Source organism: Nostoc sp. JL31, from assembly GCF_017114965.1.
Taxonomy (GTDB): Bacteria; Cyanobacteriota; Cyanobacteriia; order Cyanobacteriales; family Nostocaceae; genus Nostoc; species Nostoc punctiforme_A.
In genome coordinates, this window is record NZ_JABXKO010000073.1 from 43019 (window position 1) to 52108 (window position 9090).

9 protein-coding genes are annotated in these 9090 nt (G+C 39.3%); 4 read left to right on the forward strand and 5 right to left on the reverse strand.

The annotated features are described in order from the left end of the window. Positions 1-68 precede the first annotated feature (68 nt). The 3 genes from hpxZ to HWQ43_RS17435 all read left to right on the forward strand — a co-directional run bounded on the left by hpxZ (position 69) and on the right by HWQ43_RS17435 (position 1766). Positions 69-455 carry an oxalurate catabolism protein HpxZ gene (gene hpxZ, locus HWQ43_RS17425; protein WP_292736297.1) on the forward strand — a complete coding sequence of 129 codons (387 nt, stop codon included), beginning with the start codon at positions 69-71 and terminating at the stop codon, positions 453-455. Between the two features lie 135 nt (positions 456-590). Continuing rightward, positions 591-1154 carry an NUDIX hydrolase gene (locus tag HWQ43_RS17430; RefSeq protein WP_292736299.1) on the forward strand — a complete coding sequence of 188 codons (564 nt, stop codon included), beginning with the start codon at positions 591-593 and terminating at the stop codon, positions 1152-1154. Between the two features lie 63 nt (positions 1155-1217). Next, positions 1218-1766 carry a GNAT family N-acetyltransferase gene (locus tag HWQ43_RS17435; protein ID WP_292736301.1) on the forward strand — a complete coding sequence of 183 codons (549 nt, stop codon included), beginning with the start codon at positions 1218-1220 and terminating at the stop codon, positions 1764-1766. Positions 1767-2116: 350 nt separating this feature from the next. Here the strand turns inward: HWQ43_RS17435 and HWQ43_RS17440 are convergent, their stop codons facing one another. The 5 genes from HWQ43_RS17440 to HWQ43_RS17460 all read right to left on the reverse strand — a co-directional run bounded on the left by HWQ43_RS17440 (position 2117) and on the right by HWQ43_RS17460 (position 7314). Continuing rightward, positions 2117-2548, reverse strand: coding sequence for a hypothetical protein (locus HWQ43_RS17440; protein WP_292736303.1), 432 nt, complete (start codon positions 2546-2548; stop codon positions 2117-2119). A gap of 191 nt (positions 2549-2739) precedes the next feature. Continuing rightward, positions 2740-3414 carry a hypothetical protein gene (locus HWQ43_RS17445; protein ID WP_292736305.1) on the reverse strand — a complete coding sequence of 225 codons (675 nt, stop codon included), beginning with the start codon at positions 3412-3414 and terminating at the stop codon, positions 2740-2742. A 438-nt stretch (positions 3415-3852) separates the two neighbouring features. Continuing rightward, positions 3853-4314: a hypothetical protein gene (locus HWQ43_RS17450; RefSeq protein WP_292736307.1), complete on the reverse strand. Its 462-nt coding sequence runs from the start codon at positions 4312-4314 to the stop codon at positions 3853-3855. Positions 4315-4340: 26 nt separating this feature from the next. Then, positions 4341-6179 carry a bifunctional serine/threonine-protein kinase/formylglycine-generating enzyme family protein gene (locus HWQ43_RS17455; protein ID WP_292736309.1) on the reverse strand — a complete coding sequence of 613 codons (1839 nt, stop codon included), beginning with the start codon at positions 6177-6179 and terminating at the stop codon, positions 4341-4343. A 325-nt stretch (positions 6180-6504) separates the two neighbouring features. Beyond that, positions 6505-7314, reverse strand: coding sequence for an ABC transporter permease (locus tag HWQ43_RS17460; RefSeq protein WP_292736311.1), 810 nt, complete (start codon positions 7312-7314; stop codon positions 6505-6507). Positions 7315-8158: 844 nt separating this feature from the next. Here HWQ43_RS17460 and HWQ43_RS17465 point away from each other — a divergent pair. Continuing rightward, positions 8159-9064: a DEAD/DEAH box helicase gene (locus HWQ43_RS17465; protein ID WP_292736313.1), complete on the forward strand. Its 906-nt coding sequence runs from the start codon at positions 8159-8161 to the stop codon at positions 9062-9064. The last annotated feature ends 26 nt before the right edge of the window (positions 9065-9090 follow it).

The following is a 9090-nucleotide window of genomic DNA, read 5'->3' on the forward strand; positions in this document are numbered from 1 at the left end:
AAGAAAAATAGCTCTGGCTATTTAAAAGAGTGCATAATCAGCCATAACACCAAAAATTAGTAATAACAATGACTACTATAAATGACCCTACTGTTGTCACTGAAGTAACTGATTTGTACCTCAAGTATGAAGAAGCTCTTTGTAATAACAATTTGGATGTGATGGATAGCTTGTTTTGGGATACGCCCGAAGTAGTACGGTTTGGCATCACAGAAAACCTCTATGGCGGCGATGAAATTCGTAACTTTCGCCAGAATCGGCCAAACCCGAAAATAGAACGAGAAATCTCAAATCTCAAGGTTGTAACCTTTGGGAAAGATGTCGCAACAGTGACTTTAGAATTTCACCGGATTATCAATGGTGTAGAGCGTTTCGGGCGACAAAGCCAGACTTGGCATAGATTTACCGAAGGATGGAAAGTGGTTTCAGCGCACGTTTCATTATTGCCAGTGTGAGTTTCAAAACTACGACTAATATTTTAGTTAGATATTAGTTTTCAGAAAAATAGTGAGTGGCGATAATACTAGCTTTACCTGATTTAAAATCATAAGAAATAATTATTGTAACAAACGTTAAATAGAGGTTTAAATATGGTATTTCCATTTGACTGGATTGTATTAAAATCTAGACATCTTGTAAAAGATAGATGGATTTCAGTACGGTCTGATACTTGCCAAATGCCTAATGGAACAATAGTTGACCCCTATTATGTTCTGGAATATCCAACATGGGTAAATGTTGTAGCTTTAACCAAAAATCAGGAAGTTATTTTAGTAAAGCAATATCGCCACGCTCTGAAAAAAACAATTTTAGAATTGCCCAGTGGTGCTGTAGAGACTGAAGATGTTTTGCCAATGGAAGCTGCAAAACGCGAATTATTGGAAGAGACTGGTTACACTAGCAATCATTTTATTGAAACTGGTATATTATCACCAAACCCAGCTACTCATACCAATTTAACCTATTGTTTTTTAGCAACAGATGTGGAATGTGTAGCTGATTTAAAGTTAGACCTTACCGAACAAATTGATGTAGTTTTATTACCTTTAAAAAAGGTCTTTGAAGGTATTGATAAAGGTATGCTGCTGCAAACATTACATATTAGTTCATTATTTTTTGCTCTAAAAAAACTTGATAAAGTGCAATTTTATTAGTTATCTGGCTAGAGTTGTTTTTGTTAAAGATAAACTGGACAATCACTAAACGAGGATTCACTAATGATATTGGAAACTCAACGCCTATTACTGCGGGAAATGACGCTTTCTGACCTCGACGCGCTACTGCTTGTCCTCGGCGATGCAGAGTCGATGCGCTACTACCCAAAGCCCTTTGACCGCGAGATGGTGGAAAAATGGATTGACCGGCATCGCCGCAACTACGTACAGCACGGCCTCGGCTTGTGGGCGATGGTTCTCAAGACGACAGGTGAGGTAATCGGCGACTGCGGACTGGTTTGGCAGGAGGTCGAGGGACACCAAGAACTCGAAATTGGTTATCATGTCCGCCGCGACCAACAAATGCAGGGTTACGCAACTGAAGCTGCATCTGCTTGCCAAGACTACGCCTTTAACGTAGTGGGTTGCGATCATCGCGTCATCTCCCTGATTCGCCCAGAAAACATTCCTTCTCGTCGTGTAGCTGAAAAGAACGGACTTAAGGTCGTTCAGGAGACACTCTGGCGCGACATACCGCACTATATATATGCTGTGCAGCGCTCAGAAAGTAAACTTCTTACAACAAGTAATCTCAGAAGCAGAGAAGTTTAATAATCTCTGTACCAACGTTGAGGCTGTTCATCAGGAACATAGTTAGCTATTGCATCAACATTAGAGCGGAAAGTATTTGGTCATAGGGTATTTTTACTGAGCGTTAGCGTAGCGTCTTGTAGAGAAGTATTGGGTATTGGGCAAAACAGTTTCTCTTTTCCGACGTTCCGTTAGCGTTAGCGGGAGGTTTAGCCTGTGTTGAGTAAAGAAGTGAGAAATTAAATTAGCATCTATAAGATTTGCAGGAGTAGATAAATTGCCCGTACAAATACAAATTTGTAATATCATTTTTTGTTAGGTTTGCCATTATTCATCTCCGACATTTTTGAGTTTTTTAATAAGTAAAAACATCACTGGGGATGTCCACAATTTTGTAAAGTATTTTCAAAATGCGTTTCAAACACTCTCTTCTTACCGTTTTCATCTAAATAACGCACTTTGAAGTTCATAACTATGACATCGCGAGCATCATATCCAAATATACGATCTAAAAATGAAGAATGTCGAATCTCGTAAGGGCCACCGGGATTTATAGAACAGCAGTCTGGATTTTCTTTGATATATTCATCAAAACTTGCATACTTGATGTAGTTGTAACTGCTTCGTCCTAAATCTGTTCGCTCATTTTGATAATCAAAAACCATTCCAAATCTCTCCTCATCGCTGAGATAACGCATTTTGGCAAAGCAGAAGCCTGAATAATTTAAGCTAAAGTATATGCTTAAAATGGTTATTGGTAAGCCGATGAAAAGGAAAATAGCTAAAACACAGATGCGGTGCATTATTGTATTTGTGGGAATTTACATAGTTTTCCAGCAAAAACATCTTTCGGTCAAATCTCGCTACTACCTAAAAGATTTGTAGGAGTCGTGATAATTGGGTTGTCTCGTTCCAGCGGAAACTAGGAACGAGATTTGAAAAGGATTAAGCGTTGGTTGTAGAGCGAACTTTTGGTTGGCTATGCTTCAAAATATCAGGTGCATTTAATTTTTTGAGTATAAAACCTAGCTGCTAAAAGAGCCGCACCTGCTACTAAAGTTGCTAGTACACTATCAGGTTCAGGTACGGCAGCAACTTGAGCATCAATTCGTGCAGTTCCAGCAAACAAACCGGTCAATTTAGAGTCGCCCAATATATCAGCAAACTCTGGAGAAATCAACAATTTCACATCAGGTATGGTTAAATTTTGGCCATCAAATGCCACAAGTCCCGGAGCGCTCAAATCAAACAAAATTGTATTTAAAGAAAATGTATCTCTTAAAACAAGTCCGCTGGCACCTGTAACAGTACGTCCTGGAGCAAAACCGATTGAAAAGTCACCAACAGTAATTTGATTGTTGAATGTAACAGTACCAGTATGCTCGATTGTACCTGAGAGCGGAGTAAAACCACCCTCATCACTGAACGTGAAGTTAGTAAGCGAGTCGATGTTGAAGCCAACTAAATAATTGCTAGGAATTGGTGCAACTGTCTGATTAGTGCCTGTCAAGGTTAGCCCAATATTACTAAGAATCTCTTCGTGATCGCGATCGATGCTGGTGACTCCAGATATCACTTTAAAAGTTGCAGCTTCTACCTGTATGGGTGCAATTGAGATGAAAGCTGCTGTAGTACAACTAAGAATCCCTGCAAACTGAAAAAAATGCATATATATTTCTGATGATCTTCGTAATTTTATTTTAAATAATAAAACCTCTTTTATTAATCTATAAAGTCAAAGTTTACTCTAAAAAAATATTCAAAAAAGTTAAGTTTATGTAAACGTACAGTTAATAACAAAATTTAAGCCATCTAGTTACAAATACAATGTTAAGGAAACAGGTACAAATAAAAATCACTATTCATAATGAGGCGTAAAGTATAAGGTATAAAGCATTAAGGATAGAAAATGAAAAAAATATAGTTACCTTTAATTATGTCCAATGCCAATTATTTAGGAGCCAATTTCAAAATCCCTATCCCAAGCTTGGGATAGGGATTTAGGCTGAAAGCTCATTGATTCATGCAATAAGTCTAATTAGGTATTCGCAGATTCTAGCTGAGAACTAGAGAAAGCTGATTTATTTTCGCCGATTTACTTCTTAGTTTACAGACTTGTTCTAATCCACCAGCTTATTTTCTCCAAATTAGGATCTATTTCCTGCCAAAAGCTGGCTGAAGATTCTACTTCTCTTGTTACTGCAAGTATTTTATCTATATTGTCGAAGTTTTTTTGAATCAATTGCTTATCTAGTTTAGGAATATCTAATTTCAGATATTTTAAACGGTTGGGTAACTCTATTTTCTCTTGTGTCGGTAAGTGCTGAATCCGATCGACCTGTTCTAAAATTTTATCTATTGATGTAATAACTTCTTGCAGACTCGGCTTTTTAGTTTGTAATTGTAAATCTTTTTCTTCAAAGGCTTCTTCTTGATTACCTAACTTTACTAATACTATTTTGACAAAGAAAATATTGTAATCTACCTGACTAACTTCACCCACTTGCTGATGATATTTTCCATTTTTATTTATAACTACTATGTCACCTTTCTCAATTCTGTTGTTCATAATTTATATAGCCTGGTATTAAATTACTAAATAATCTCCTCTACAGAAAATACTACTCTAAAGCCACAAACCCTCAATCCACCGTCTGACTCATTCCAGCTACGGCTAGCGCTACGACACAGTTCTGCACTAAAACTCCAAGAACCACCGCGTAGCACCCGGCGATTTATATCACCGCCAACTTCCCAAGCTGTTCCATCTACGGGTGCGTCGTTGTAATTGTTATGCCACGAATCAGCGCACCATTCCCAAACTAGCCCGTGCATATCGTACAATCCAAAGGCGTTGGCGACTTCAAAACTACCGACGTTTGTTGTTTCTTTACGGAATTTGCTTTTTGGTTCCATAGTGCAGCTGACTAACTCAGAGGTAATCGTTTCGCCAAAGTGGAATGAGGTTGTAGTTCCAGCCCGACAAGCATATTCCCATTCCGCTTCACTTGGTAAACGATAGTCGCGTCCAGTTTTTTCTGATAGCCTGAGACAGAATTCTACAGCCTCATACCAAGATACATTTTCTACTGGTCTATCTAGACCTTTGAATTTCGATGGATGGGGATTTAAAGCTTGTTTAACTTTGGGTAAAGCTGCTACTACTCTCCACTGTGCTTGAGTTACGGGAAATTTACCCATAAAAAATGGTTCAACGGTAACTTGATGTCGTGGGCGTTCGTCAGCATCGCCTTCAAATTCGGGTGAACCCATCATGTAAGTACCACCAGGAATCGATACCATTTCTAATGTGACAGACTTACCTAATTCTTCAGCAAAGAAGTTTGCATTACCAGTCATGCGGTTTACTTCTCTACCACCTGTGTCTACTGTCACTACGTCAAATTCAAAGGTTTCTAATGGGGGTAATGGGACGATTACTTTTTGTGGTAGCGGCGGTAATATAGGTTGAGGCATCGAAACAATTTTTAAGGCAACAGGTTCAATGTTTAATGTGGCAAACTTTACATCATTGATCACTTCTACTGCTGTTTGATACCTTTCACTCGGTAGATGTTTGAGTAATTTATCTAAAATTTTTCCTAATTCGTCGCTGATAGTAATACCTTTTTTTTGTAAACGTTCGCGCCACAACCATTTAGCGCTCATGGCATCATAAATAGGGTCATTAATCTGTCCGGAAGCATCCTGCAAAGGCAAACATTGAGTTAAAAGACGCACACAAGTTACGCCCAAAGCATACAAATCACTGCCGTGACAAGCAAATCCAGCCATTTGTTCTGTTGGGGCATAACCAAGGGTATAAATTACCGTAGCTTGTCTTCCGATACTGGTTTGTGTTACCTGTTTCGCACCGCCAAAGTCAATTAATACGGGTTTTTCATCACTTGCACGGCGGATAATATTTTCTGGTTTGATATCTCGATGAATGACGTTATGGGCATGAATAAATTCCAGAACTGGCAATAAATCAGCTAAAAGTTCCCAAATTTGTTGTTCGCCATAAATTTGTTGCTGAACTTCTTGTAAGAGAGTTTTGCCTTGAATAAATTCTTGTACAAGATACAAACTAGTACCTTGTTCAAAATAAGCTAGTAATCTGGGAATTTGGGTATGATTTTCTCCCAGTTCATACAATCGAAAAGCCTCTTCTTTGAAAAATTCTGCGGCTTTAGTGCGTTGTCCTGTTCCCTGAAACTGTGGGAAAAATTGCTTGATGACGCAAGGTGCGTTTAGTCTGTCTACATCTTCTGTAGCATAGGTTCTACTAAATCCACCTTCGCCTAAGAGTCTTAATACACGGTAACGGTTTCTGAGAAGTTTGCCAAAGTTGCTTTGTCCGCAACTCACGCAAAATCTATTGCTATCAGAGTTGAATGGATTTGAGCAATTGGGATTTTGGCAGATTTGCATAATGAGGAGGAAATAGCATCTTCTCCAAAGTTAGCCCCAATATTATCTAATTGAAAACAGTTATGTAGAGAAGCGAACACGGAAGTTTATTCATGTGCTTAAAACTATCTTTCACACGAGGGCATAAGGATGAATAAATTATATTTATTGACTTATCTATACTATGACGTTATGTTAGCATAAAATACGGCACATTGCCATAATATTCGGGCGTTAAGCTTGTCGGAATGCACCCTAAATTTTAATATAGCTGTTGTTCAATATCTAAAAAAGTTCACGAAGAACGAAATCATCTACTTATAACTTTTATTGCCAATTGCAACTCTTATTTAAAATTTTTATTCTCTCCAGAAGCGCGAATTAATTCCGCTACAAGGGCAACGATCGCAGATACTGAAATTAACATTACACTCAGAGCATTAATATCAGGTTTAACTCCGGTTCTAATGCGGCTAAAAATTTCCATTGGTAGGGTGTTAGAACCGCTACCAGCAGTAAAACTGGCAATAAGAAAGTCATCTAAGCTGAGGACAAAAGCCAAGAGACAACCTGCGACAATCCCAGGCATTAATTGAGGTAACAATACTTTGATGAAAGCTTGGGTTGGTGTCGCGCCTAAATCTAGCGCTGCTTCTTCTAAGTGTGGATCTAAATTACTCAGTCGGGAAGCAACCACAAGTCCAACATAAGCCAGACAAAACACTACATGGGCTGCAACTATCGTCCACAAACTCAAAGGTATCGCAAAGGCTGCTAGACATACTAGGGTAGCCACTGCGATCGCAATATCGGGAATAATCAATGGTAGGTAAGCAATACCACGATACAATTTCTTACCAGGAAATTCATAACGCGCCAACCCAACCGCCATCAAGGTTCCCAGCACTGCGGAAATTGCCACAGCACAACCTGCAACTATCATACTGTTTTGCAAAGCTGATAAGATGCGATCATCACTGAATAACTTGCTATACCAATCGAGAGTAAATCCTTGCCAAGTTGCACTGTAGGGGGACTGATTGAAGCTATAAAAGCCAAGTACCATTATGGGCAGGTACATGAATACAAATATCAACAGTGAGAAAACCGCCTGCCATGAGACACGCGGTTTTTTGAGAGATGGAGAGATATTCACGTTTATATATGTTATTGATAGAAATGAAGAATACCATATTTTGTGTAATTCGTCAATCACTATTTAAAAGTGACTTAGGGAACCACAAAGGCATAGAGAACTGAGTTCGACGGTTAGAAAACGGCAAAAAGCTTGCTAGATATGAAACATAAGAAGTTGGGCAGGTGTTGCGTGCGATGGCTACGCCCGCCGCAGGCATCGCTAAGATTGATTGAGAATGAGTAACGCTCAAAATTTGCTTGCGTCCAACCTTGTTTGCTTCAAGCCATAAAAATTCCTGTAGATGCTTACATATACACCCACAGGATAAACTGTATAACTTTTTTATTTGTTATACGACTTTTTATTATTGTACAACTTAATGTAAACAACTAAAAAAGTTGTACAATTTGCGCGACTACAAGCACTATTATATCGTTAGCTACTGAGAAGTTTTGAAAAATAAAGTTCTACAATTTCATCATGCTACCATCCAAAAACAAATAAAAAAGTTGTACAATTTTGCAAACAATTTCCCTGTAAGGATTTGGGAATATTTGCTCCAAGATTTAGTGGCGATCGCATTCCAAGTACAAAGCTAAATCAACAGCTTGAGTTTCGAGGGATGCGATCGCACTTTATTTCACTTTACCTATAGCCGCTAGCATGGAGCGATCGCTTAAATCAGCTCTCAACTAAGCAACGCCATTTTCTAAGCAACATCAAGCTACCACAGCCAAAAACAGTAAATATACTAGCTGCCAACCAGCTTAGTGTCTCTTATGGTCATAAGGAGCAATGTTCCATTACAAAACATTAGTGTCTACATTGCCACTGACATCCGCAAAAAGGGAAGACACCGCACATGGTTAGACTTGAGGATCTGACAAAAGGCACGCAAGTACAAGGTATTCTGCCGAACAGTATTGTCACCATCGTCGATGCTCAGTGGCATGGTTCTGATGTTGTGGAATTGACATACAAAGATGCTAGCGGCACGTTAGGGAATGAGTTAGTCTTTCGAGACAGAGAACCTACCCTAGAAATAATCACCTCTGGTGGTGCTTGGAGTTTTACTGCTGATGGGGCTAATTTTCGTCTGGCATCAGAAGCGCACCGCATCCGTCTAGCTTATCTCTTCGACCCCTTGCTAGCTGTTCACACCTCTCTAGTCGAACCTTTACCACACCAAATAACTGCCGTTTACGGAGAAATGTTAACTCGTCAACCTCTGCGTTTTCTCTTAGCAGATGACCCAGGTGCAGGTAAAACTATTATGGCGGGGTTGCTGATGCGGGAATTGCTCATCCGAGGTGATTTGCATCGTTGCCTTGTGATTTGTCCCGGCAGTTTAGCCCCACAATGGCAAGATGAATTGTCGCAAAAGTTTCATTTACGCTTTGAAATTCTCACCAACGATCGCATTGAATCAGCAGTAACTGGAAATGCTTTTGCTGAAATGCCGTTGGTGATTGTGCGACTGGACAAACTCAGCCGTAATCAAGATTTACAAGCAAAGCTAGCGCAGACAGACTGGGATTTGGTTGTTTGTGATGAAGCTCATAAAATGTCAGCTTCATTTTTTGGTGGTGAAATTAAAGAGACGAAACGCTACAAACTTGGTAAGTTACTCTCAACTTTAACTAGGCATTTTTTATTAATGTCAGCGACACCACATAACGGCAAAGAGGAAGACTTCCAGTTGTTTATGGCGTTATTGGATGAACCTATCCCACTAATACCGAAATATGGTAATCTACTTCTCGTATGAGAGGGGTGTATCTGTGTATGGCTGGG